The sequence below is a fragment of the Thermoplasmata archaeon genome, assembly GCA_015063285.1.
In the GTDB taxonomy this organism is placed as follows: Archaea; Thermoplasmatota; Thermoplasmata; order Methanomassiliicoccales; family Methanomethylophilaceae; genus Methanoprimaticola.
In genome coordinates, this window is sequence record SUST01000001.1 from 256,891 (window position 1) to 279,335 (window position 22,445).

Here is a 22,445-nt window from a genome sequence, read left to right on the forward strand (position 1 = left end):
GTAACACTATTCAGTAGAAAAATATTATTTTCAAGGGACCAGGTAGAGAACGTCGTCGATGACGACAGTCCTGACGGTCTCCCCGACCTCGTATCCCTCGGGGATCCTGAGATCTACGGTGGAATAGTTGTCGGGATGGAGTACCTGTATCTCCCCTGCGCCTGGACTGACGACGGTGGCCTCCTTCAGATCGTCTGCCTTCTCGTACAGCTTAATGTCCGGCATATCCGACTTCCTCACAGACCTCTCCCTGAAGTTCATGAGGTCCAGCACACGTCCTCCGCTCCCGGAGACACGAGTGAGCTTACAGTACCTGTTCTCGAATATCACGACATCCCCGACATGGTACTCCGGCAATCTGACCAGATAGGTGAGGCGGTACATGTCCTGCCCATCCGTGGTCTGACCGACGAGTTTCGGGGACTCCTTGGTCTCTGCGCAGAACACCTCCGAGAACTCCTTCGCCAGATTCTTTCCCAGAGAAATTGATGAGAGATAGACGTCGACACCTCCGGTGACGAGCTCCATCTTCGTGATGAACAGTGATTTGTTGGTCGATACCGCCCTTGCGACATATTCCTCGGTGAAGGCCAGCGCCTCCTCCTTCTGCTCCGGTTTCAGACCTCCCTTGGCCCCCGTGCGTATCTGGAGGATCGCCTCGTAATAGCTGCCCAGCTGTCTGGAGCACCTCTTGCAGACATTATTCTTGATACGGACGATCGTAGATGCCTTGTCCTGAGCGATGTAGCCCATGACGTCGCATTCGGTGTAGACGTTGACCACATACACATAGGGGTCTTGACATTCGTATTCGGTGCTGACCCCGACGACCTTCGCATCACGTATGACGCTCAGGCTGTCCGCGGCCGCATCCTGGACCGCTTCCGTGAGCTCCTTCTTTACCCATCTGTCACCGAAAAGGAACTCCCCGCAGTTCGTACAGACCTTCAGGTCCACATGGTGCGGGAGCTCGGTGAGCTTACGGCCGTCAAGCCAGCAGTCGATGCACATCCCGTTCAGGGATTCCTCGCAGTCGCGGCCGCACTTGACGCAGAAGCTCACAATAACACTACCTGAACGTGTTTGACGCCGTCGATCTCGATGACGTCCTCGGCGGAGGCGTATCCCTCCTCGATGGCTATCGCCACGACCTCGGATCCGACCAGATTCATGATGGAGACGTTCTTCATACGCTCCGCCATACCGGTCCTGTCCAGGACCTCTCCCTTGTAGAATATCTCGCTGACATCCAGTCTGGCTGTGCCGTCCCTGAAGGACCTGCCCACCAGTTCCTCGTCGCATGCAGCAAGGATGGTGTCCCTCTCGTTCCTGTGGATCTTCGCGAACATGTTATCAGGCCATCCTATAGATGCCTGAGGGACTCTTGAATATTTCCCCGCCGTCGTTGAGCGTCTTGAGCGTGCGCTCCACCTCGCTGGGCTGGAGTCCCTGACTTTCGGCATGGCGGATTATCTCCTCGGTGGTCAGACCGTCCGCTCCGAACTCCCTCAGGATTCCGCGCACTATGTCCAGCTTGTTGCGGTCCTTGGTGGAAACACCGCTGGCGATCTTGTCAATATCGTATGTTCCGTCACCGTTCCCTGCGATCCTGTTCAGATAGGCCTCGATGAGCTCCGCGGCATTGTTCGCATCCTGCTCGGTGACCGTGCGTGACAGACGCATCCTGGCAGATGCCTCGGAGAGACGGACATATCCCTCGAGCTGCCTGGCGGTGATGGGGACGGACCCTCCGCTCCCTAGACCCCTGATCCTCAGGAAACTCTCCTGTATGATCCTCTGGGCATCCTCCGTCATGACGGGGACTATGCGCTTGGAGTACGCGACGTACTTCCTCAGGGTCTCGATGTCGTACACTGGTTTCAGGATGTTCGTCCTGGTCATGATGTCGTTGATGTCGAGGTCCTCTATCTCCGTACCCTCAGGGAGCATCCTGGCCTCTCCTCTCCTCTGGGTGTCCAGGATATGTGAGGACAGCTGCTGGTCGTGCTTCTTATCGGGTTTGTCAGTGAGGATCTCTATCAGATCGAAACGCGACACCAGAGGTGCGGGCAGGTCTATCTGGTCGTAGATGCTGGTCTCCTCCTCGAACCTTCCGTATTTGGGGTTGGCGGCTGCCAACATGGAGCATCTGCATTGGAGGGTTGCGTTGATTCCCGCCTTCGCGACGGATATCCTCTGGGCCTCCATCGCCTCGTGCAGCGACGACCTGTCCTGGTCCGTCATCTTATCCAACTCATCGATGCATGCCAAACCCTTATCGGCCAGGACGAGCGCACCCGCCTCCAACGTCCATCTTCCGTCTCCAAAGTCATCCCTTACCGCCGCTGCCGTCAATCCTGCCGCCGATGCGGACTTACCGGATGCGTAGATTCCTCTGGGAGCAAGACTGCTCATATACCTCAGGATCTGCGATTTGGCGACTCCGGGATCTCCGATCATGAGGATGTGGATGTCCCCTCTGAGATTCGTACCGTCGTCCATCTCCTTGTGGCATCCGCCGAAGAGCTGGAGTGCGATGGCCTTCTTCTGCTCCTCCATACCGAAGATGGAGGGCGCGATGGACTTGATGATGTTGTTGTAGAGGTTGGGGTCCTTGGACATGCTGATGATGTTCCTCTCGTCCTCCTCCGTGATCTGTATCTCGTCGTACTCGTGCTGCTCGAAATCGACGGATATGACATCGAGATAGGTCTCGAACACTGTGGACTTGTCCCTCTCGTACTTCTCGACCGAGCGAAGCACACCGTTGAGCGTGACGCTGTTACCCGCGGTGACGATTCCTGCGATGTCGTCCTCGACGTAACCGACCAGCCTCTCGGGCTGAGAACCTCCCCTGAGACCCTCAGGCCTCTCCTGTATCTCGATCTTCTGCGTATCGGTATAGGTGGACTGCTTCAGATCCTGTATGAAACGCGTCGCCTGCTTGTTGCAGCTCCCGTCGGGATTGTTGCACATGAGGGGTTCCTTGAGGATCATCCCCGTCTGCTCCATCCATATCTCCGAACCGCATCTGGCACATCTGAAAAGAGCGTATGTGATACGGGGCTTGACGGTGGTGACCTTCCTGACCAATCCCTCCACGGCTACTAGCCTTCCGAGATGGTCCGCCCTAAGATTCCTGATGTCGACCTTCGCGTCCCTCGGAAGGTTGAACAATCTCACGTTTATGCCGTGGCCGGGGCGGTCTATGTTGGGGACAAGGTCCATGACGGCCTTCCTTCCGATCTCGAGGCACCTGTCGGGTTCTTCGAGGAGATACGATGCGAAGGAGATGTCGTACATGTTCACGTCGTCGTAATCGACGTTCACGCTCTTCTTCTGGGGATAGTTATCGCTGATATCCGCTATCATAACACGGTACTTGTCGGATGAGAGCACCGTCTCCCATACCTTCGCTATCTCGCTGTCCTCGTATGTCACTGCAATCCCCCCTTTGAACGGCACTCGTCATCCACCCACCAGACCCATCCGCCGAGGTCCATGGAGATCTCTCCCTTCACGGTCCCTTCCTTGCGGTATTTGGAAAGGGTCTTGGCCAGATCGTCAGGGCAGCGGTAGCCGAATAGATTCTCGAGCCTTTCGCTGGCATCCCTGGTGGTAATCTTCTCGTTCCCCAGGGCTTCCCATATCATCTCTAGAGTGCTGTCGTTCATGCGCCCTTCGGAATACATCGCCGAAGTATATGATACGTTGTCTCCGACGTCGGAAAGGGTAACCTAAGAATGCATCGGATGAGGTCGGAACACGCATTTTTCACACCGATTATTAACACTGTTAATAATTGTCATATTGACCGCAGTATCGGCCCTTTATATTCCGAAGAACAACAACATGTGTCCGTGACTTCGATGGACAAAAACACGGAACACGACACGATTGACAAGAACGAGAACGAATTCGACGCGGCATTCAAATCGGTGATGCACAGAACCGATATTCTGGCGAGACTCGTGAGGGACTGGATCCCCGAACTGAAGGACAAAGATCTGGACTACATCAAGGGATGCCTCTCGCCTGATGGGATGGAGTACATCACCGGAAGGGAGACCGAGCTGAGGAACAGCCATATGGGCATGGTGAACGCCGACTGCATCTTCGACATCAGGTTCCCCTCGAAGGAGGACAGGGTGGGGCTCATACTCGGTGTGGAAGGGCAGGGAAGGAGCAATCCCGGCTATCCGATTACGAACAGGGCCATGGTCTACGCCTCATACCTGCTCAGCGACCAGAAGGACAAGGACTTCAGGAAACAGGAGTACGGGAAGGTGAAGAAGGTGTACGCGGTATGGATCATGCTGCATCCTAATGCGGACTACAGGAACAAAATAATCAGATACAAAATGAAAGGTGTGTGCGAATGGCCATCCGACACCGGGATCAGGATACCGGAGATGGATCTCGTCGATATACTGTTCGTGAACATAGGGAGCCCCGATTCGGAGGTCCCGAATGACATGCTGGGCATCCTCAACACCATATTCACAGACGAACTGGGGAAGAAGGAGCGCGAAAATCGTATCGCCGACGCTTTTAAAATCAGAATCGACAATGAATTATCCGAAAGCCTGGAGAGGATAAGGATGAGCATGGGCAGCGATCTCAGAGAGGCCATCATCGAGGACAGGGTGGAGGAAGCAATCCAGAAAAGACTGGAAGCTGGGGAATTCTATACCGCTGAACAGATGGCTGAACAAAAGGAACTTCTGATCGAAAGCCATGCCGAGACTGTAAGAAAACTGATCAACAAAGGGATGCCTATCGATGAAAGTCTTCAGATGATACCTTCCGACATCAGAGAGGAAGTTGAAAAGAGGATTACAGATTCCAATTGATCTTTTTTTGTTGTTTGCGAATAAGGAGCGAATAAGGATGAGCATGGGCAGCGATCTCAGAGAGGCCATCATCGAGGACAGGGTGGAGGAAGCGATCCAGAAAAGAATAGAAGCTGGGGAATTCTATACCGCTGAACAAAAAAGAAAGGAACAAATTGAGAATGATATCGAAATCGTCAAAAAGATGATGGATGACGGAATAGCCTTAGACAAGAGTCTTCAATACATCCCTGAAGAATACCAGGGCGAAGTCAGAAAAAGGATCATAAGCGAGTGAAAGAAGGAATCTGGAAAGTGATTAGATGAGCATGGGCAGCGATCTCAGAGAGGCCATCATCGAGGACAGGGTGGAGGAAAAGATACAAAAGATGCTGGAATCCGGAGAGCTCTATACCGCTGAACAGATGTCTAAACAAAAGGAGCTTCTGATTGAAAGCAATGTTGAAATCGTCAAAAGAATGATTGCCGATGGATGGACTCTTGATAAAAGTATTCAGATGATACCTTCCGATATTAGAGAAAAAGTTCGGTCAAGATTCAAGGAATGACAACCTGCGTCTGCGAATCTCACTTTTCGCAAAACGGCTATATAACCGAGACGACGATAATTTTCCAATAGTCATCTGGAGGGGATGACGATGAGACGTCTAGGAACTATGGATATAGTCACTGACAGACTGGTGCTTCGGCGTTTCCGCGAATCGGACACCGAACAGACCTACGAGAACTATGGCAAGGATGCTCTCGTGAACAGGTACATCAGTTTCAGTCCGTGCGAGACATTGGCAGGAACATACGAGTTCATACGGCGCCATCTGTGGGAATACGACAACAATCTGGATTTCTACGGGTGGGCGATAACGCTCGACGGCGAAGTGATAGGGTCGATAGGATTGTTCGATATCGACCACGAATCGGAATCCTGCGAGCTAGGTTACAGCGTTGGGAGCAAATGGTGGGGCAACGGATATGCAACAGAGGCCACTTCAGCTGTGGTGAAATTCGCGATAAACCGTCTTTTCGCTCACAGGGTCCAGGCTTCGCATCATCCTGAGAACGTAGCATCAAAAAGAGTGCTGGAGAAGATCGGGATGAAGTTCGAGGGTGTGATGCGCGATGCGCAGCGCAATCCCAACGGGACGTTCAGCGATCTTTGGCTGTATGCGATACTGTCGAGCGACTGATCGCTGTCTGGTCACGGCCTCGATATACTCGTTCTGTATGCGGACCACTTCGGTGCTGTCCTTTGCCTTGGAATAATCCTCGAGCATCTCGCCGTTCAGGCGCATGAACTCCGGTGCCCAATTGAATCTCTCTAAGAACTGTGCGGCCTGCTCCTTCTCGCCCAGGATATACAAAGCGGCCATGACGGCCTCAGCGCTGTTCAGCTCCATCGGACGGCCCCAGTTGATCGGATTGGATGCCAGCAGATACGGCAGTGCCCTCTCTTCCACATTCTTCAGCCTGGGGAACTCGTCGATGTTCGTCCATGTGAGGTCCATGACGACGAGCCCCTTCCTTGCGTGATGTATATCCGCCGGAGACATTGCCTTATCCGAAAATGGAGAGAGTACTATCGATCCCTTGGGGATCGCCCAGAGGGTCTTGGCCTCCTTTCCGAGGCCGAACTTCATCATCCTCTTCGCGGTGCACTTCTTTGGGTCGCACTGACATTTGTCGTAGATGATCACCGGGATCATGCTGATACCAGTTTGGCAAGGTTCTCGGGATCCCTGAGGTTCTCCTTCACCCATTCCTTGACCTGATTGATGACCTCGACGTACTCGTCGTAGAGCTCGGCATCGTCGGTGGCGGTGAAATCCTTCCTCAGCTTCATGGGTGCGATAATCTGATGTCCCTGCCAGGGGGACTTCTTTGAGAACTCGTCGAAGATCGGCTGCTCCAGATAGATGACGTAATCGTAGTTGTCGTCCTTGGGGAGATGCTCATCGTCCTTGAGGTCCTTGGCGATCTGCCTTCTCATGTCCTCCCCGTTCTGATACATCACGGAGATGAGGTCGCAGTCTATGATATCGTGCTCGAAACCGGCACTATAGACCTCGTATGTGTTGCTGTACATCTCGTTGGCGAAATACTCGGCGACCTGCGAGACGTAATCGTTCTTCCTGTCGAGGAAGAGTATGCGCAATTTCTTGTCTAGCTTCTTACCGAACATCATCATCACCAGAAATCATCCGTACATGGCGTCGTCGAAGGGACGCTGAACCTTCTCGGCTATCTTCTTCAGGTCGCCGTCGTACTTGTCCACGGTCTGCCCCATGAGCTTGGAGAATGCGAGGATGAATTCCTCGGAGACCTTGGCCTCCTTGTAAGGGAAGGCATCCTCGAACATCACGAAACCGTCCTCGGGATCGAGATAGAATCCTCCGAAGACCAGCTCCTTGTTGATGCAGTTGAGCTGCCATGCTACCTCCCTGAAGTTCTCAGAGGCTGCCCTGAAATCCAGGAGGCATACGAAGCGGATGACCATGTCGTCGACGATGATGTTCATCTTGATGGGAAGGTCATCGCCCATGAAGGTTGTCTGTATGATCTTATTCTCCGGGATGACTCCGTACTTCAATTCGGCCTTGTCGAAGGCTGACCTGACCATGGAATAGACTTCCTCGGCTGTCATCTGACTTGTCTTCTCTGCTTCCTTCTTCAAACCGAACATGCTAGGTCCTCCGGGCTGTGCCGTGACGGGTGTCACGTCATGTGCTCCCATTCTTAAAGGATTTGCCGACCATCCTTCGCGGTTAGCTTTTTAGCGGACATGACGATGATGGTCCGCCACGATGATGATCGTTTTATCGAGCTGAATGTGATGATAGACGGGCGAGCTGAGTGGCTTTCTTTGCTAACATGTTCATAATATGTCGAACCCAATCGGTATATAGGGTGCATCGATTAATCATGGAACATGCCCGTATTGCAGATCGCTTTGGACCTAATGCAGCTGAACAGAGCCGTTGTCATCGCCCACGAGGCCGTGGACGGAGGAGCGGATTGGGTGGAGGTAGGTACTCCCCTCATCAAGAGCGAAGGTGCCGAGGCGGTGCGCACTCTGCGCAGGGAATTCCCCGGAAGGAAGATCATCGCCGACACCAAGACCATGGACGTCGGAGGGGTCGAAGTGGAGATCATGGCCAAGGCCGGAGCGGATATTATCACGGTGCTGGGTCTTTCTGAGGACTCCACCATCGAGGAGGCAGTCATGGCCGGAAGGAAATACGGCGCAGAGGTAATGGTCGACATGATCAACGTGCCCGATAAGGTCGCCCGCTCCAAGGAAGTGGAGAAGCTCGGAGTGTCCTACATCTGCCTGCACATGGGCATAGACACGCAGATGAAGGGAGAGGAACCCCCCATAGACATCCTGAAAAAGGTCGTGGAGACCGTCTCCATACCCGTAGCGGTCGCCGGAGGCATAACCGCTGAGAACGCCGGGCTCTACGCAGAAGCTGGTGCAACGGACATCATCGTCGGCGGGGCCATCATCAAGACCGGGGACATCAAAGGTGCCGCCGAGAACGTGAAGAAGGCCATGGCCGGAGCGAAGATCGATACCGGTATCTCGAAGAAGTACACCGAGGACGAGCTGTTCGAGGCTTTCTCCAAGGTGTCCACATGCAACATATCCGATGCGTTCCACAAGCAGGGAGTCATGATAGGTATCGTCCCCCAGTCCCTCCAGCACAGGCAGAGGATGGTCGGGCGCGCCCTTACCGTCCAGACCACCAACGGGGACTGGGCGAAGCCTGTCGAGGCCATCGACAAGGTGAAGGAAGGGGACGTCATCGTCGTGGATGTCGGAGGCGCACCCGTAGCGGTCTGGGGAGAGCTCGCAACATGCTCGGCGATGGTAATGGGCGCTCACGGTATCGTCATAGACGGGGCCATCAGGGACATCGATGACATAAGGGACCTGAAGTTCCCCGCATTCTCAAGGACCGTCGCTCCGTGCGCCGGAGAGCCCAAGGGCTACGGCGGAATCGGCATAGAGGTCACCGTGGGCGGGCAGAGGGTCCGCACCGGGGATTGGATCATAGGGGACGAGAGCGGAATAGTAGTCGTTCCCAAGGAAGTGGCCGTGGAGGTCGCGAACCGTTCGCTTGATGTCCATGAAAGGGAGAACCGTACGAGAGAGGAGATCAAACGCGGATCCACTCTCTCGAAGGTAAATGAATTGTCTAAATGGGAGCCCGTTCAGTAAGCGTGACGGACTCCGTTGATCTCCTCATCGAGCTGCTTGAGCCTGGCGACACGGTCCTCAGTGGTAGGGTGTGTCCTGAACAGGGCGGCAGTCAGGGAACTCTTCTTCTTACCGTAAGGGCTCGAGATCCACATGCTGGCGCATGAGGGATTGTCGTATGTGTTCTGTGATGAGGAACATCCCCTCTCGAGGGAGATCAGTGCGCTGGCCAATGCCATGGGCTTGCCGGTGAGCCTTGCTCCGGTCTCGTCCGCGAGGTACTCGCGGTTCCTGGATACACCCAGCTGGATGAGCATCGCCGCGATGGGCAGGGTGATGTCGGCAAGGATCAGGAGCACCAATCCCGCTGCATTCCTGTTATCGCTGAACAAGGCGGACCACATTGCCATCCTGGCCGCGAACGATATGATCGATGCCAGGGCGGCTGCCACGGACATCACCAAGATATCCCTGTTCTTCACGTGTGAGAGCTCGTGGGCGAGGACCCCTTCCAGCTCCTCATCGCTGAGCAGGTTGAGAAGCGGTCTTGTAGCTACCACTGCGGCATCCTTCGGACCGCGCCCGGTTGCGAACGCATTCGGCATGGGCACTTCGGAGACCCCTACCTCAGGCATCGGAAGGCCTGCTTTGTTGGCCAGTCTTTCGACGGTGTTGTAGAGCCTGGGCTCCTCTTCGCGTGTGACCAGATGCACCTTGTTGGCCGCGAGGGCCATCTTCTTCGAGAAGAAGAACGATGCGAATGTGATCACCAGTGACAGGGCCAGCATGATGTAGAATCCGGTCCATACATTCTTGAAAATGTATCCTACGATCGAACCCAAGGCAACAAGCAGGCCTGTCATCGCAACGAACATCACAGCAGTTCTGAAACGCCATGCACGCATGTTATCACGACTGTCAACTAATCGTCCCTGTATTTAGGTGTTGAGAACGATTGTTGCAAAAATCCGTTAAAACTCGTGACGGGAGAAGAGAGATCCGCAGCCGTCTGACTGCGGGAAAAGGTTTGTCTTTGTCTGGTATGGACTCATTCTATGTTGAGGATGATCCTGTCGGCCGCAGGTTCACTGTTAGCCTTGATGCCGAAGTTCTCCACCAGGACGCTGGTCACTCCGGGTGAAAGGAACACGGGGAGCCTGGGGCCGAGCATGATGTTCTTGACACCGAGCTTCAGGAGCACGAGGAGCACGAGGATGGCCTTCTGCTCGTACCATGCGATATTGAAGGACAGGGGGAGTCCGTTGACATCGGTGCTGAATGCCTCGGCGAGGGCGTTTGCGATGACCACGAGGGAGTAGCAGTCGTTGCACTGTCCAGCATCGATGACCCTCGGGATGCCTCCGATGTCCCCTAGGTCCAGCTTGTTATACTTGTACTTGGCGCATCCTGCGGTGAGTATGACTGTGTCCTTGGGGAGCTCCTGAGCGAATCTGGTATAGTACTCCCTTCCCTTCTCCCTTCCGTCGCATCCGGCCATGACGACGAACCTCTTGATCGCCCCGGTCTTGACAGCATCTATGATCTTTCCAGCGAGTGCAAGGGTCTGCTCATGGGCGAATCCGATGGTGAGGACCTTGTCATCTATCTCGGTGGGTGCGGAGCATCCCTTTGCCATGCCAATAACTTCCGAGAAGTCCTTCTTACCATCCTTCTCCGGGATGTGCTTGACGCCTTCCACACCGGCGGTGCCGGTAGTGAACAGTCTATCCCTGTATCCGTCCTTGGGGGTGAGGACACAGTTGGTGGTGGCGACGATGGGTCCGTTGAACTTCTCGAACTCGTCCTTCTGGAGGTACCAAGCGTTACCGTAATTGCCTACCAGGTTGTCATACTTCTTGAATGCGGGATAGGCATGGGCGGGGAGCATCTCTCCGTGGGTGTAGACATCGATCCCGGTGCCCTTGGTCTGCTCCAGGAGCTGCTCCAGGTCCTTTAGGTCGTGTCCGGTTATCAGGATACCGGGGTTCTTTCCCACTCCGGTCCTGACCTGGGTGATCTCGGGGTTCCCGTAGCACTTAACGTTATACTCGTCCAGAAGGGCCATGGCCTTCGCACCGACCTCTCCGCACTCCATGTTCAGTGCGATCAGTTCCTCTGCGTACAGGTCCTTCTTGATCGCCGCCAGCGCCTTCCTGATGAATGCGGTGACAGATGCGTCTGATGCGCCCAGAACGTAGGCGTGATGATAATATGCGGCAAGTCCCTTCAGTCCGAATAGGAGAAGCTGCTTCAGGGATTTCAGATCCTCATTCGAATCATAGGTATCGACGGAATAATCGCCATTGAAGAGCGAATACTGCTTTCCCGCCCTCTTCATCAGGGAATCGCTGACAGATATGGCGGCATCGATCCTCTGTATATCGAAATTGGTGTTAGACAGGGTCATGAACAGCGAATCCACTACGTGCTCGTCCATCTCCATGATGAATCCCTCATTCTTGCAGCCGATGGTGGCCGATGACAGCTCTATCAGGGAGGCGATCAGCTTATCCATCCTGTCCGCCAGTTCTCCGCTCTTTCCGCAAATACCGTTCTTGGTGCATCCCGTACCGGCGATGCTCTCCTCACACTGCATGCATTTCATTTTCTCATTCTCCGATATCTTTTTGATATTAGATTTCAAATAGATACTAGACTATAAATAGCACCGAGTTTCTAAGCAGAAAGCATGCACGAGACCTGCACAGTGTACAACACTCTCGATTACCTTTCAAAGAAATGGGCCATGGTCATCCTCTTCGAAATGAGGAGATCCGGTGATTGGATAAGGTTCTCCGAACTCCATCTGAGGATGGTCAGCATCACCCCCAAGGTGCTCACGGAGAGATTAAAGGAATTGGAACAGGAGGAGCTGATCGAGCACAGGGTGGACTCATCCGAGGTACCGATCAGGAGCGAATACCGTCTCACCCCGGCCGGGTTCGAACTCACGGACATCATATTGGATATCAAGATGTGGGCGCTCAAATGGAAGATAGACAACAAGCCCTGCGAGAAGCTCAACTGCTGCAAATGCAAACTATGATGATTTATTACTAAGGGAGAAGGGACAGGACGATCATTCGTCCTTGCCCATGTCGATGATGATAGGTCCAGTCTTGGGGAATATCCTCCTGGACAGCATCCCACATTCCATCCATGCCGCCTGATACACCATGATCGGCGCTACGCATATCATGGACATGTTCCCGCGCACCTCTTCCTTGTTAATGTTGCTGGTCTCGAAGTTGAGGATATCGTCCATGGTGACCATGGTCAAATTCTCGGCGAAACCCTGTAGGGCATCGCAGTCAGATTCCACCTTGATCCCTATGGTCCCGTCCTCTCTCTGGTCCGCGATGACTCTGATGTACTTATCGCAGATGCTCATCTTAGTCTCGATAGTTGATGACATGCACATACTATCTTTTTGATACTATATAACGCGACGCTATCCAGATAGAAACTAAACATCAGGATGATTCCGCTGTACCGACGCCGCATGTAGAATCCTGTCCGGATACTACTCTCAGATCTCGTCGACTAGACGTCTTAACATTCTTTTCACTTTGATGAAACGGCCCGCTGGACGGTCCCCCTGATCGTCCTCATCGTATACTGTCTGGACCCTCTTGACCGATTTCACGCCTTCGTGTACGGAGATCATCGCCAGCAGCTTGCTCTCGTACCCCCATTGAGCCCTGAGATGCCTGTTCATCACGTAGACAGTGTAGAAGAACAGCAGGACAGAATAGATCATCAGGAACAGAACTATCGGGGAGGACGTATGGTACAGAACTATCCCGTAATCCTCCAGGATATCATGGGTCACTATCACAGTCAAGAAAAGTAGGAAGGACAGGACCAGCAGTACCGCCTGGACCTTCTTGATATCCCTTCTTTTGAGGTACATGCATCCGGCCATCAGTTCATCACCCATCAGCTCTTCGAACAGAACGGTGAATCTGCATTGAGTGCTGTCAAGCCTGTCCATCTTCAAAGTGATGAGCATGAAGATGACAAGGGCCTCAGCTATTACCGCGATGATGAAGATGTTCTCTATCAGCAGTAGGGTGTCCTCAGGGGTTCTTATGAGATCTATCAGGAAGAAAATCAATAACATGAAAAACGAGATTGCCAAGAATGCCAAGAATGCCACAAGGCTCCCTCTCTCTATCACATTCGATACCATATCGTCGGAGAGCCTCCTGAGTTCCGAAACATCCTTCCCCTTGCCCTCGGCATATTCTGTGAGGGATTCCGTCCAGACCGCATCGCGTCTGGTATGGAAGGTCATCGATTTCATCAGGATATAGAGAATGAATGACACCTCCATCACCAGGAACATCACCAAACATAATTGGCCAGAAACGGAGAGCTTCGGAACGACCCCCCAATCCAGATAGATGGAGAGCATGATGATGCCCTCCATGAACAGGGATCCCGGTATAATGAGGAGTATGACCAACGGATCCAGAAACCTATCCTTCCGCGAACGCTGCAGAACACAGTTCAGGAACCTATCTAATGCCGCATTCTCCATGAGAACAGATTATAATCAGCCGAATTATAACCCTTATCGATGATGAAGCCCGAGTTAACGGACAAGGAGAGGGCCAAGAACGGGAAGATGCCCGTCATACTGTATCTGGTAGAGGTCATGCTGGCTTACAACCTGTCGACCAACCTCTTCGCATACTCCTCCCTTGCGGTGAGCTTCAACCTGTCCACACCCGAGCTTGCCGCCAGATACATCTTCATCCTGATCTCCAACATGATATCCGCGGAGATGAGCATAAGGTCCATGATCAACATGTCTTCCGCCCAGAAGAAATCATGGAGACTGGTCTGCAGGACCATGCTGATCCAGATCGCATTCATAATGGTGAACGAATTCGTGCTGAGATTCTCATTCATAAGAACGATCCTGCCTACCGAACTGCCGATCGCCGGCCTGTGCCTGGTCAGCCTGCTGATAATGTTCCTGCCGAAGATCAGGAGGTATTACACCCCGCCCTTGGTGGAGATGCCTGACATCAAGCACTGGACGCTGTACATCTTCTCGATAAGAAACGATAAGAGATACCGCTACGCCTTCGAATACTGAATCGTATCATTCCAAGGTGTACACGTCGCCGACGTAGAAGTCCTTCACGCCTTCGAGACCGAGGTTCACCCTGAGATTCACGATGCCGTCCCTGCCGACGCAGTGGTTGATGTAGAGATCCGGAATCTCGGCCAGCATCTCAGAGTATGCCTTCGCAACAGGCTTCTTCCTCTTCTCGAGACAGACCGGGCCGATGAACGCCTTCAGGGTCTTACCCGTCATGCCTTTGGCGTCCGCGATGACCGCATCGGGATAGCATGAGCAGCGTCCGCTGAGAAGCGCGGCCTTGTTGCCTTCAGTGACGACCAGGAACGTCTCACCGTACCCCCTCTCATCCTTGTAGAAAGGCGTGATGAAGATCCCCGGGATTATCTCCTGCCAGGAACCTATCGGGTGGAAGACCGCCTTGTCCTTGTGCTCTTGGGAGAGACCGACTCCCCTGGAGAAGAACGATCTGTCCCCGTACAGTCCTTCGGGACAGTACACGTCGACGGGTTTCTCCCTCCTCTTCAGGAGACCGTTCAAGGCTGCGGAATCGCAGGGATTGCTCTGAGATACCACGACTGCATCTATCGAATCGAAATCCAGCTCCAGATGCTCTATGTTATGGATAAGGTATCTATCGCGTAGACCGGTGTTGAAGAGGACCCTCTTGCCGTCCTTCTCGACCAGGAGCGCCGTGCCTTTGGCCCCGATCAGACTGGTGTAGGGCTGGGAGCCCTCGTCGTAAACGCATGTGATCCTCGTGGTCATTTCCTTCCCTCAGCGATGGTATAGCGAGTCCGGTATATCCTTGCATATCCTATAAATCGATTCCATGGGGACCTGGCCGTTCGCCACCCATGCGGACACCTTCTTCGGGACGGTGGTGACCGCCATTATTGCAGTGGGCTTCTCCAGATCATCGATGTAATCCGTCTCGATCATGAATCTGTCGGTACCTTTGGACAGGGCCTCCTTGAGATTGGATTTGGATGCGGGAATGGACGGCATGACGCCGTGAGTCTCCTCGGGGGCGACAAGGGGCGGGGAGGAGTGCTTGACGACGAGACCGCGGTCGAGACCTGCCTTGTCGGCTAGTTGCGCGAGGGACTCATTCGTGTCGGGCTCGTTCTCGCAATGTATGATGATTGGCACATCGTTCTCTCTTGCTAATTCGAAGCCTCTGAGCAGGACCCTGTTGGATGCGTCCCATATCTCCTTGTCGACAGGGAAATGGGGCCTTCCTATCTCACCTATGGCGCACGCACGGCCCTCTGCGACATCCTTCGCGGCATATTCCATGCCCTCGATCATGATCTCCTCCGCCTTCTGCAGGCCGTACCGTTCTGCCAGAGATATCAAAAGAATGGGGTAGGGTCCGACAGCGATGTTGATCTCTAGATCGGTCTCCTCCTTCGCCCTATCGGCCAGACTGTAGGTGACCTCGTAGGATCTCGCGAAATCCTTCCCGCATGCGATAGGTACCTCCTTATGGGGAAGTGTCACCAGAGTGAGACCGGTCCCTCCTGCTGCCTGATATTCCTTCAGAGCGTCGACGTTCCTGCCGGACGGGCTCATGTGAATGTGGTTGTCATATACGGGGACCTTTTCGCTCATTGTAATTCGTCCTTCGATTGAGGTTACGGCGTTCCACTTCCAACTTGATGAGATCACGATACTCCTCGTCAAATCCCAGAGAAAAAGCCTCGTCAAAAGAGATTGAATCACGTTCCATTATGCCTATGATGATGTTAGCCAACATGGGGATGGTCTCTTCCACTCCGAGTTTTTTGTAGTAGGCCTCAAGTTCCTCATCTAGGTTCATATTATCTCCTCAATATGAGGTTCTCTTCTTAGCTTCTTCTCTCAGCAACTGACTTGTTTCATCATCAAATCCAGACATAATGAGTGCTTCCTCGAAAGATACGGAACAGGCTTCCATGACCTTTGATATCAGATTCATAGAACCATCTAGCCATTTGCGATCACGGTCTTCCGCACCTAGTTTTCTGTAATAGGCCTCAAGTTCCTCATCTAGGTTCGTGGTCATCGCCTCCATGTCTTTATAGAAAGATTGACCGACTTTGATTTTATAATCTTCCTCGACGCGTCTCCTTCTTTCGTCCAGGTCCAAGCCCTTTGAAAAGACCGTATTGAGAAGGCCCAAAGCGGTGCATCCCTTCTCACCCGGAGCACCAAGACCAATCATCACGATCTCCATGTAATCGCATGGCGGAATAGGCTGCGTCCCCATATAGTCCGGATCATACAGACCTTCCATCTTGTATCTGCATACAGTGTTCCTGAAATCGGCCAGAGGCTGCATGACTATCCATATTGAGTAGACTTTGCAGAGCTTTCCGTACCTGTCTCCTATCTCATCCTTCTGATCGCTCAGTGCCCTGCTTGCATAGTATGCGGCCCTCGCCTCAAGAGGATATTTCGGACGGGGGTCTATCTGCGCCTCCAGATTGACTTGACTTTGATGTCGCCTTCGCCGGGGACGGTGAGGTCGAATATCACATCCCTGTAGATTGCCCCGTTCTTAACTGATGAGGATTCGGAATTCCTCATCCTGATCATCTTCTCGTCAGTAAGGTCTAGACATGACATAATGAACTCGGGATCCTTCCCTTCCAACTCCTCGATGAATCCGCCCAGGATATTGGATGTGAACACCCCGTTTGCCATCATCCTCTTGAACGGCTGATCGTAATACAGCTGCTTCTTTTCTTCATCGGCATCGTTCTTCAAAATCTAACACCAGATGGCTACGCTTTTGAACGCAATATAAAACATGCATACTGCGGTCAACAAACGGGAATCTTGTAGACTGGGCAGTTCTGTCCACCCTTAATAAGAAAAACGGTCCCTCAAACATAACTTTAAAAAACCCTTTCCAACACATAATTAGCAACCCATTAATACCGAATAACTTGGTTACATCGTCCATGAGCAGTTTCGACACTCTATGCAAGAAAATCGAGGAGATGGACCCCGATAAGTTCGCTCAGTTGTTCAACGAGAAGTCCGTGGACGTCATATCCAAGCTGTCGAGCCTGACGGCCGACGGAAAGGACGGAGTATCCATCTACATGGAATTCATCCTGGCATCCGTCTCTGCGGACGGAAAGCTGTCCCCCAACGAGTACCTCCTGCTGAAGCCTATTTTCGACCAGATCGCGGAGAAGGAGACGACCTACGAGGACGGAATTGAGATGTTCAACGCCATGGGCCTCAACAAGCCCGGAGCATACCAGAAGGTCATCGACCTCATGGTGGACATCTTCGGAATGGTGGACGAGAAGCTGAAGGACGACATCATCCTCATCTGTCTCCTGGTCTGCGGCATCGACGGAGAGATCACCGAGGACGAGAAGAAATGGATCAAGCAGCTCATCGAACCTCTCCAGCTCGAGATCGACCCCATGCAGTACATCAACGGATTCCTGGACAAGGCGGGAGTGTTCACCCTCGCTACCACCTGCCGCGACCAGCCCAGGATGAGGGTCCTCGGACTGAAGATCCTCCTGGACGGAAAGATCTACTTCGCAGTGGGAACCTTCAAGGACGTATACAAACAGCTCCAGGCCAACCCCAAGTGCGAGATCCTCGCATACGTCGGAGAGGAATTCATCCGCTGGGACGGAAAGGCGGTCTTCAGCGACGATGCAAGGCTCATGGCTGTCGTCGAGAACGTCATGCCCCAGCTCGCAGCCATGTACAAGGAGATGGGCTGGACGTTAGGATTCTTCACACTCGAGGGCGGAAGCGCCGAGTACGTAAGCGTAACGAACGAGAAGATCAAGATCTTCTGATAAACGAGGGGGCACAACCCCTCTTCATTTTATGAAATTATATCCTAACCCGCCGCTTTAGTAATGGTTATTGGCCGAATGCAAATGGCCCCTGCGGAATTCATGATTGTATTATCCGATCATCCGAGGAATGATTTGCATTCGGAATAAAGATCGTCGGTAGGCTGAAGGCTTCCCCAATTCTCATCGGGAACCCTTTCCTTCAGTCCAGAGGTCCTCTGCAACTCCTTAAGGGCGGCTTCGAATTCATCCCTGTCCCCGAGACCGGTATCAATCCTGAGATAATGTTCGTAGCCCCCGGACTTTAACAGCCATCTTTCATAGGCGTTAGGTCCCGGCTCTATTCCCAGTTCCTTCAACATCTCCTCGTCCAGACCGCCCAAGGCTTCTTCGGACCCCATGCGGTTGGCTTCATTGAATTCATCCTTGTTCACTGCGAATGCAGGGAAGACATAGATGTGCTTAGGATACCTTTTCAACAGATCCTGATATTTCGGGCCCCCGGCGATGTTGACGCCTACACAGTCGGGACAAGGGTTCCTCTGCGGGTCGCGGAATGTTGCGGACGGTTTGAATCCCATGCTACTGCACCATGCAGGAATGTCCCATTTTTCATTCCCGCACGACCCGAGGTAGAAACCTATGGCGTCCACGACAGGCTGCATCTGCTTGGAGAGACTCTCCACTCTGTCCCTCAGTACATCGGGTCTTGCATGGAGCCCGAGATTCAATGCGTACACTAATACAGAATATCTGTTCCGATCGAGTGCGGTTTTCCCTGAAATTATGTCATCCCAACTGGATGTGCGGTAGGGAATTCCGAACCTCTCCAACTTCCTGGCGATAGGGCCCTGATTCCCAGAGTCGGCAAGGACGATGTCCTTCTCCTCCGGATCCTTGTTGAGACTATAGACGAGATTGTCATCCAGCATCGGGCATATGATGATCCCAAGGACTCCTTTTGCCATGAAGCCGACATCTGCTGAGAATGATATATCGTTGACGATTGCTGAACGGACGTGTCTAAAACTGACATTTCTACGAAGCCTGAAAGAGAAGACGGCTCATGTGGCGAGACTGGGATAGTATCATATGACGCGTTTAAAATTGTGGAGTATACCTTTCCTGGTCACGGTCTCCAACTTCTCCACCGCTACTGCACCGTCCCTGCGGGCCATCCATTCCAACGCGGCCCTCTCGTACGTCCACTGACGCTTGATATGCAGATTCGTCTGGTGCACCGTCCAGAGCGCATACGGGATGGAGTAGAATCCCAAGGTGGCCATCATCAGGAACATGTGCCTCAGAGGCTTGCTCCTCCAGACGATCTTCGGCATCGGGTCCAAATGATGATCCTCGTCATTCATCATCTTCGAGAACACCAGGGTGAATCTGTATTGCAGAACGTCGATCATGGATATCCTGTCATGCACGATGAGGCATATGATGCTCAATATCACGAATATGAACGCCATATCGAATACCTCCAAGATACCGAGCTGCTCGAATTGGATCAGCCATAGCATATCCAATACTGCTTGGATCACGATCGCTACAGATATGGCGACGAATAGGATGAACGCCCCCTCTGATAATTCCTGGTGACCAGACCCTGGAGATCGTCCCTGATGTCCGAGAGTTTCTGCGTATCCCCTCCGAAATACGATGCATATTCTATGAGCGCGGACATCCACTCGACATCGCGTTCCTTGTGCTGCACCAGCGATTTCACGATGCTGTACATGACATAGGCTGCCACCACGCACATGAAGAGCACGACATTGAAGAACTGGGAAAGATCGAACTCTGTGCCGAGCTGATAGCTCACTATCCCGTTGAGCATGTAGGCGGGCGTACCCAGGACGACCAGCAGCAGGACCAGTATCTTCAGAATGATGTCCTTCTTGCTGCGGTTGAGCACGCAGTTGAGGAATCTGTCCGCCCCCGGAATCGCCATGATTGACCGAACCCTTTATAGAAATAGAAAAATGTGCGCATTCATGAACTTATTCGACAGTATAGTTAAGCGGGTCAAGGCGTTCAACATGCCCGCAATACTGTACGTGGTCGAATTCATCCTCACATACGTCCTGATCCGCAACATGAATCTGTTCTACTATCTCGAGGTCTCCGGCTGGAGAGATAATTGGGTACGCAACACAGCCCTCATAGTGATCGTGATCGCCATGACCACACTGACCATCAGGGCGATGATAGGCATACCGTCATCGGACAGATATTCGTGGAGGTCGACGGTCAGGACGCTGATAATACTGATACCGATGACAGTCATCTACTATGTCTTCGAATTCGGTTATTTCTTCATCAGCCCGTGGGTGCTCCTGATCATCATGTCCGTATCGATAGGGATCATGTTCCTTCCGAGCGTCAGAAGGTATCACACCCCTCCCATGAGGAAGGTGCCCCCGCTGAAGGAATGGGTGAAGTTCATCTTCATCAGACCGGAGGAGACCGAATACAGATACAGGTTCGCATACGAGAAGAAGGATTGAAAAATCTGAATTTTCCGAGAATGAAAAATTACGAAGAACAGGTTGTAAAAACACCGTTACTTACTATTTTTTCGGGGTCATATTTTTCATGAAAAAAAGTGCTCGGAAAATCAATTTTTTCAAGGGTAAAAAATACAAAATTCAAGGGTCATAAACTGCACATTTTTTTCTTTGCTAAAAATGTCAGAAATATAATTTTTGAAACCGTTGAAAAATACATTTCATAAAATATGCTGGATGTACATTTTCTGCATCGATCCAAAAGGGTTTTTCACATATCAGAAATGACTGTGAAAATCGAATTTTCAAAAGGCAGAAAAATACATTTTTCGAGAAGAAAAATTAGGGGTTCGGAATGCCTCTCTAAAATGCTTATTTCAAGGTCATTTTTGGCAATTTTTCAATAAAAAAATTTCATGAAAAATCCGGTTCTCTAGAACAGGGAAAAATCACTTGACAGCGACTATCCCTACGTCGGAGCAGGACCTCCAAAATACCTCCGCTTCCGAAAAACCGCATGAGAGGATCAATGCTTTTAGCTCATCCTCGGACATGGGGAAATACACCGTATCCCTCCTTTCGAACATCTCCTCGATCCTGTCCTCGGGGAGTCCCCTCCCCCTCATGTAGGAGGCCCATTCCCTGTCGTAGGAGTCCTGTTCCCCGGAATGGACCGTATGCTCTACAGTGACGTATACGCCGCCTTCCCTGAGCATCCTAAAGCAGTTCGATACCGCCTTCCTCTTCTGCTCCCTATCGGAATAATAGTGGTGAGAGAGGATCGATGTGATCGCATCGAAGGATGAATCGGGGAAGTCTAGGAGATGGGTCGGACCGGCGGCGTAACCGTATGCACCGATGGTCTCCTTCGCCTTCGCTAGATTGTCCTCGGACGGATCCGCAAGGGTGAAACGGGTACCGGGATGCCTCTCGACGGAAAGGCGGATGGAGCCCCCGGTACCGCAGCCCGTATCCAACCATGATGAAGGGGAAGCGATGCGCGATACAACCGCATCGTCCACCGCTATGCGCAGCTGCTCGTATCCTGCAATCCTGCACATCATCCTCTTCTCAAAATCGGTCATCGGGCCCATGCCACCTAATGGGACGACGGAGAGATAAGCGCAGCGCTCAGCCCTCTATCTCCCATTCCATCGTGACCGACTGCTCCACAGAGGTGTCCTCGGGATCGATGTCGAGGGCCGTGTTCGCACAGCATTCGACCGTGGGCATCCTGCAGTCGCATTCCTCCTCGTCGTAATCCCTGTAGCTGAAGTTCCTGTCCACGCGGATGAGCTTCCCGAGCTTCGCGCCCACGGATTCTACTATTGTCCTAGCCTCCTCCTGAGCGTGCCTGCATGCCTCTGCGAGCGCCTTGTTCTTCATCTTCTCAACGTTACTGCTCTTGAAGTAGAAGTCGATCCTCGGGGTCACCCCGCAGTCCATGATGTTCGACAGGGCCTTGGAGAGCTTCTCGTTGTCGTTCTTGAATTCGAAGAAGACCTTCTGACTGTAACTGAAGCCATCTGGCACATCTCTGTATTTGTCGTCTCCGTACTTGTCCTTCCCAATCCTTTCCTTGCGGTATGCAAGGTCCACGGAGAGCTCCGAGGTCTTGAATGACTTCCTGGGGATCCCCGCATCCTCGACGGCATCCTTTAGCTTCACGGTGGATTCCGTCATCGCCTTCACGGCGCCCTCGAAGGTCTGTTCCTTGCCGGAGACCCTCATCGATACAACAGTTATGTCCGAAGGGGCGGTGACCGTAGCCCTGCCCCTCATCGTGATCGTTCTTTCCATTCTATCACTATCCTATGCGACCTTTCGTCGTACAGGATAGATATGAAGTGGATGAGTATAATAACAGCTGGTTGTTATGTTTGTTATCTATTTAAATTCTCGTATTTTCGACATGTCTGGATTTATAAATAAAGTATATAAAGGGTAAAAACGAAAAACAGGTACTATTCTTCGATT

The 22,445-nt window shown here is 52.4% G+C and carries 30 protein-coding genes; 9 read left to right on the top strand and 21 right to left on the bottom strand.

What is annotated here, in order from left to right:
• Positions 1 to 30 precede the first annotated feature (30 nt).
• From E7Z62_01245 to E7Z62_01260, 4 genes are all read right to left on the bottom strand, one after another.
• A complete protein-coding gene (locus tag E7Z62_01245; protein ID MBE6521746.1) occupies positions 31 to 1,065 on the bottom strand; it encodes a hypothetical protein in 1,035 nt (344 codons plus the stop codon).
• Positions 1,059 to 1,463, bottom strand: a complete 405-nt coding sequence (locus tag E7Z62_01250; GenBank protein ID MBE6521747.1) for a DUF424 family protein — start codon at positions 1,461 to 1,463, stop codon at positions 1,059 to 1,061. The genes E7Z62_01245 and E7Z62_01250 overlap by 7 nt, the downstream gene beginning before the upstream one ends.
• Complete coding sequence (locus E7Z62_01255) at positions 1,354 to 3,372, bottom strand: minichromosome maintenance protein MCM (GenBank protein ID MBE6521748.1); 2,019 nt, start codon at positions 3,370 to 3,372, stop codon at positions 1,354 to 1,356. Before E7Z62_01255 ends, E7Z62_01250 begins: the two co-directional genes overlap by 110 nt.
• A 65-nt stretch (positions 3,373 to 3,437) precedes the next feature.
• The gene (locus E7Z62_01260; GenBank protein ID MBE6521749.1) at positions 3,438 to 3,674 is read right to left on the bottom strand and encodes a hypothetical protein; all 237 of its coding nucleotides are present in this window, start codon (positions 3,672 to 3,674) and stop codon (positions 3,438 to 3,440) included.
• Between the two features lie 195 nt (positions 3,675 to 3,869).
• Here E7Z62_01260 and E7Z62_01265 point away from each other — a divergent pair, with 195 nt between their 5' ends.
• The 4 genes from E7Z62_01265 (at position 3,870) to E7Z62_01280 (ending at position 6,037) form a co-directional block, all read left to right on the top strand.
• A complete protein-coding gene (locus tag E7Z62_01265; protein MBE6521750.1) occupies positions 3,870 to 4,853 on the top strand; it encodes a hypothetical protein in 984 nt (327 codons plus the stop codon).
• Between the two features lie 43 nt (positions 4,854 to 4,896).
• Positions 4,897 to 5,130 (top strand): hypothetical protein, encoded by a 234-nt coding sequence (locus tag E7Z62_01270; protein ID MBE6521751.1) that lies wholly within the window; start codon positions 4,897 to 4,899, stop codon positions 5,128 to 5,130.
• A 25-nt stretch (positions 5,131 to 5,155) separates the two neighbouring features.
• On the top strand, positions 5,156 to 5,401 hold the full coding sequence (locus E7Z62_01275; protein ID MBE6521752.1) for a hypothetical protein: 246 nt from the start codon (positions 5,156 to 5,158) through the stop codon (positions 5,399 to 5,401).
• 84 nt (positions 5,402 to 5,485) lie between these two features.
• Positions 5,486 to 6,037, top strand: coding sequence for a GNAT family N-acetyltransferase (locus E7Z62_01280; protein MBE6521753.1), 552 nt, complete (start codon positions 5,486 to 5,488; stop codon positions 6,035 to 6,037).
• Here E7Z62_01280 and E7Z62_01285 read toward each other — a convergent pair.
• Genes E7Z62_01285 through E7Z62_01295 form a run of 3 tightly spaced genes read right to left on the bottom strand, consistent with a single transcriptional unit; the run spans position 5,918 to position 7,581 of the window.
• Positions 5,918 to 6,553 (bottom strand): DUF367 family protein, encoded by a 636-nt coding sequence (locus E7Z62_01285; protein ID MBE6521754.1) that lies wholly within the window; start codon positions 6,551 to 6,553, stop codon positions 5,918 to 5,920. The two genes, E7Z62_01280 and E7Z62_01285, sit on opposite strands and share 120 nt — an antisense overlap.
• Positions 6,550 to 7,032, bottom strand: a complete 483-nt coding sequence (locus tag E7Z62_01290) for a hypothetical protein (protein ID MBE6521755.1) — start codon at positions 7,030 to 7,032, stop codon at positions 6,550 to 6,552. Before E7Z62_01290 ends, E7Z62_01285 begins: the two co-directional genes overlap by 4 nt.
• Positions 7,033 to 7,044: 12 nt before the next feature.
• On the bottom strand, positions 7,045 to 7,581 hold the full coding sequence (locus E7Z62_01295) for a YbjN domain-containing protein (GenBank protein MBE6521756.1): 537 nt from the start codon (positions 7,579 to 7,581) through the stop codon (positions 7,045 to 7,047).
• A 195-nt stretch (positions 7,582 to 7,776) separates the two neighbouring features.
• Here E7Z62_01295 and E7Z62_01300 point away from each other — a divergent pair, with 195 nt between their 5' ends.
• Entirely contained in the window at positions 7,777 to 9,069 is a 1,293-nt protein-coding gene (locus E7Z62_01300) for a bifunctional hexulose-6-phosphate synthase/ribonuclease regulator (protein MBE6521757.1), read from the top strand.
• Here the strand turns inward: E7Z62_01300 and E7Z62_01305 are convergent.
• On the bottom strand, positions 9,063 to 9,953 hold the full coding sequence (locus E7Z62_01305) for a protease (GenBank protein MBE6521758.1): 891 nt from the start codon (positions 9,951 to 9,953) through the stop codon (positions 9,063 to 9,065). The genes E7Z62_01300 and E7Z62_01305 overlap by 7 nt on opposite strands.
• 143 nt (positions 9,954 to 10,096) lie before the next feature.
• Positions 10,097 to 11,653: a hydroxylamine reductase gene (gene priS, locus E7Z62_01310; protein MBE6521759.1), complete on the bottom strand. Its 1,557-nt coding sequence runs from the start codon at positions 11,651 to 11,653 to the stop codon at positions 10,097 to 10,099.
• A gap of 84 nt (positions 11,654 to 11,737) precedes the next feature.
• On the opposite strand from priS, the gene E7Z62_01315 reads away from it, so the two are divergent.
• Positions 11,738 to 12,094 (top strand): helix-turn-helix transcriptional regulator, encoded by a 357-nt coding sequence (locus tag E7Z62_01315; protein ID MBE6521760.1) that lies wholly within the window; start codon positions 11,738 to 11,740, stop codon positions 12,092 to 12,094.
• Positions 12,095 to 12,127: 33 nt separating this feature from the next.
• On the opposite strand, the gene E7Z62_01320 is transcribed toward E7Z62_01315, so the two are convergent.
• Together E7Z62_01320 and E7Z62_01325 are read right to left on the bottom strand one after the other, a co-directional pair.
• Positions 12,128 to 12,463, bottom strand: coding sequence for a hypothetical protein (locus tag E7Z62_01320; GenBank protein MBE6521761.1), 336 nt, complete (start codon positions 12,461 to 12,463; stop codon positions 12,128 to 12,130).
• 114 nt (positions 12,464 to 12,577) lie between these two features.
• Positions 12,578 to 13,591 carry a hypothetical protein gene (locus tag E7Z62_01325; GenBank protein ID MBE6521762.1) on the bottom strand — a complete coding sequence of 338 codons (1,014 nt, stop codon included), beginning with the start codon at positions 13,589 to 13,591 and terminating at the stop codon, positions 12,578 to 12,580.
• A gap of 39 nt (positions 13,592 to 13,630) precedes the next feature.
• On the opposite strand from E7Z62_01325, the gene E7Z62_01330 reads away from it, so the two are divergent.
• Complete coding sequence (locus tag E7Z62_01330) at positions 13,631 to 14,155, top strand: hypothetical protein (protein MBE6521763.1); 525 nt, start codon at positions 13,631 to 13,633, stop codon at positions 14,153 to 14,155.
• Positions 14,156 to 14,161: 6 nt separating this feature from the next.
• Here E7Z62_01330 and E7Z62_01335 read toward each other — a convergent pair whose 3' ends face one another.
• The 5 genes from E7Z62_01335 to E7Z62_01355 form a co-directional block, all read right to left on the bottom strand.
• Positions 14,162 to 14,908, bottom strand: a complete 747-nt coding sequence (locus E7Z62_01335; GenBank protein MBE6521764.1) for an MBL fold metallo-hydrolase — start codon at positions 14,906 to 14,908, stop codon at positions 14,162 to 14,164.
• A 9-nt stretch (positions 14,909 to 14,917) separates the two neighbouring features.
• Positions 14,918 to 15,754, bottom strand: coding sequence for a metal-dependent hydrolase (locus E7Z62_01340; GenBank protein ID MBE6521765.1), 837 nt, complete (start codon positions 15,752 to 15,754; stop codon positions 14,918 to 14,920).
• Positions 15,729 to 15,962 carry a hypothetical protein gene (locus E7Z62_01345; protein MBE6521766.1) on the bottom strand — a complete coding sequence of 78 codons (234 nt, stop codon included), beginning with the start codon at positions 15,960 to 15,962 and terminating at the stop codon, positions 15,729 to 15,731. The genes E7Z62_01340 and E7Z62_01345 overlap by 26 nt, the downstream gene beginning before the upstream one ends.
• A gap of 9 nt (positions 15,963 to 15,971) precedes the next feature.
• The gene (locus tag E7Z62_01350; GenBank protein MBE6521767.1) at positions 15,972 to 16,418 is read right to left on the bottom strand and encodes a hypothetical protein; all 447 of its coding nucleotides are present in this window, start codon (positions 16,416 to 16,418) and stop codon (positions 15,972 to 15,974) included.
• Positions 16,419 to 16,591: 173 nt separating this feature from the next.
• On the bottom strand, positions 16,592 to 16,891 hold the full coding sequence (locus E7Z62_01355) for a hypothetical protein (GenBank protein MBE6521768.1): 300 nt from the start codon (positions 16,889 to 16,891) through the stop codon (positions 16,592 to 16,594).
• A 665-nt stretch (positions 16,892 to 17,556) separates the two neighbouring features.
• On the opposite strand from E7Z62_01355, the gene E7Z62_01360 reads away from it, so the two are divergent.
• A complete protein-coding gene (locus E7Z62_01360) occupies positions 17,557 to 17,955 on the top strand; it encodes a pyridoxamine 5'-phosphate oxidase (protein MBE6521769.1) in 399 nt (132 codons plus the stop codon).
• 119 nt (positions 17,956 to 18,074) lie between these two features.
• Here the strand turns inward: E7Z62_01360 and E7Z62_01365 are convergent, their stop codons facing one another.
• The 3 genes from E7Z62_01365 to E7Z62_01375 form a co-directional block, all read right to left on the bottom strand.
• On the bottom strand, positions 18,075 to 18,923 hold the full coding sequence (locus E7Z62_01365) for a DUF1638 domain-containing protein (protein ID MBE6521770.1): 849 nt from the start codon (positions 18,921 to 18,923) through the stop codon (positions 18,075 to 18,077).
• A gap of 120 nt (positions 18,924 to 19,043) precedes the next feature.
• Positions 19,044 to 19,502: a hypothetical protein gene (locus tag E7Z62_01370; GenBank protein MBE6521771.1), complete on the bottom strand. Its 459-nt coding sequence runs from the start codon at positions 19,500 to 19,502 to the stop codon at positions 19,044 to 19,046.
• A 5-nt stretch (positions 19,503 to 19,507) separates the two neighbouring features.
• A complete protein-coding gene (locus tag E7Z62_01375) occupies positions 19,508 to 19,912 on the bottom strand; it encodes a hypothetical protein (GenBank protein MBE6521772.1) in 405 nt (134 codons plus the stop codon).
• 43 nt (positions 19,913 to 19,955) lie between these two features.
• Here E7Z62_01375 and E7Z62_01380 point away from each other — a divergent pair, with 43 nt between their 5' ends.
• The gene (locus E7Z62_01380) at positions 19,956 to 20,468 is read left to right on the top strand and encodes a hypothetical protein (GenBank protein ID MBE6521773.1); all 513 of its coding nucleotides are present in this window, start codon (positions 19,956 to 19,958) and stop codon (positions 20,466 to 20,468) included.
• A 449-nt stretch (positions 20,469 to 20,917) separates the two neighbouring features.
• Here E7Z62_01380 and E7Z62_01385 read toward each other — a convergent pair whose 3' ends face one another.
• Together E7Z62_01385 and E7Z62_01390 are read right to left on the bottom strand one after the other, a co-directional pair.
• The gene (locus tag E7Z62_01385) at positions 20,918 to 21,562 is read right to left on the bottom strand and encodes a class I SAM-dependent methyltransferase (protein ID MBE6521774.1); all 645 of its coding nucleotides are present in this window, start codon (positions 21,560 to 21,562) and stop codon (positions 20,918 to 20,920) included.
• 37 nt (positions 21,563 to 21,599) lie between these two features.
• Positions 21,600 to 22,268 carry a DUF541 domain-containing protein gene (locus E7Z62_01390; protein MBE6521775.1) on the bottom strand — a complete coding sequence of 223 codons (669 nt, stop codon included), beginning with the start codon at positions 22,266 to 22,268 and terminating at the stop codon, positions 21,600 to 21,602.
• Positions 22,269 to 22,445: the final 177 nt, after the last annotated feature.